At 65.9% G+C, this 1350-nt stretch carries 1 protein-coding gene and 1 other annotated feature; the gene reads right to left on the reverse strand.

Annotation, left to right across the window (positions count from 1 at the left end):
• Window positions 1-31: 31 nt before the first annotated feature.
• A protein-coding gene (locus tag NQ706_RS13635; RefSeq protein ID WP_235181962.1) for an IS3-like element ISPfr12 family transposase occupies window positions 32-1296 on the reverse strand; the annotation gives its coding sequence in 2 pieces (ribosomal slippage) (window positions 32-993 and window positions 993-1296; 1266 coding nt in all).
• Window positions 863-997: a sequence feature (AL1L pseudoknot), on the reverse strand. (Overlaps the previous gene by 135 nt.)
• Window positions 1297-1350: the final 54 nt, after the last annotated feature.

A 1350-nucleotide genomic window follows, 5' to 3' on the forward strand; every position in this document is an offset into this window, starting at 1 on the left:
TGAAGCGCCCTGGGTCTGATGGAGACTCGCGCTATTTGATTCCGATCAGCAGATTGCTGTCGTTGGGGACAGCATAGAACGCGTTCTCGAACTCGGCGGGTGGGACGTCTCCGAGGTATCCGTGGAGGCGCTGCGTGTTGTGCCAGTGCACCCAGCCGAGCGTCGCGAGCTCGAGATCCTCGACCGTCTTCCACGGTCCCGAGCGGGTGGGCCCGCGAACCAACTCGGCCTTGTAGTAGCCGTTCACCGTCTCGGCCAGGGCGTTGTCATACGAATCGCCGACGGTCCCGATCGAGGGTGTCGCACCGATCTCTGCGAGGCGTTCGCCGTAGCGAATCGATGTGAATTGAGAGCCCGCGTCGCTGTGACACCGCAGATCCTCATGGTGGGCGCCTCGGGACCAGCGCGCCATCTCGATCGCGTCGAGGACCATCTCGGTGCGCATATGTGACGCGACCCGCCACCCCACGATCATCCGGGAGAACGCGTCGATGATGAAGCAGACGTAGGCGACGCCAGCCCAGGTGGGCACGAATGTCAGATCGGTCACCCAGAGCCGGTTCGGTGCCGTCGCGGTGAACTCCCGCTTGACCAGGTCCGGGTGCCGCGACGACGCCGGGTCCGGCCGCGTGGTCTTCACCCGCTTCGACCGCCTCGCACCTTCGATCCCTGCGACGCGCATCAGCCTCGCGGTCTGGTCGCGGCCGATCATGATGCCCCCACGCCGGGCAGCCTTCCAGAGCTTGCGGACCCCGTAGACGCGGTAGTTGGCCTCCCAGATCTCGACCAGCTGCGGGATCAGTTCCTCGTCCCGCAGCGCACGGGCAGAGGGCGCACGGGTCTTGGCGGCGTAGTAGCTGCTCGGAGCCACCTGCAACAGTCTGCAGATGAGCTCGACTCCGAGCCGGCGACCGTCCACGACGTCGTCCTTGTTCGCGTCGATGAACGCGACTACTTCCGGTAGTGGCGGTCGAGCTCCGCCCCGAAGAAAGACGCCGCCCGTTTCAGCACCTCGTTGGCCCGGCGCAGCTCCCGATTCTCTTGCTCGAGCTCTTTCACCCGCTGCTCCTCCGCCGAGCTCACACCGGGGACGACACCGTCGTCGACGTCGGCCTGCTTGACCCACATCCGCACGGACTCGACCCCGTAACCGAGCTGCGTCGCGACCCGCTGCACCGTCCCCTGCGTGACGCCCAGCTCCGCGCGCAGCGTCCTCACCATCCGCACCGCGGCGGCCTTCTCCTCGACCGAGTAGCGACGCGTCGTCGGCTTCCCATTCGCCAGTTCCTTCGGCATAACCCCATCCTCGTTTCCAAGGTCAGGAGTCTCCAACAAACTCAGGGCGCTTCA

The sequence above is a fragment of the Dermacoccus sp. BD5 genome, from assembly GCF_044878485.1.
GTDB lineage: Bacteria > Actinomycetota > Actinomycetes > Actinomycetales > Dermatophilaceae > Dermacoccus > Dermacoccus nishinomiyaensis.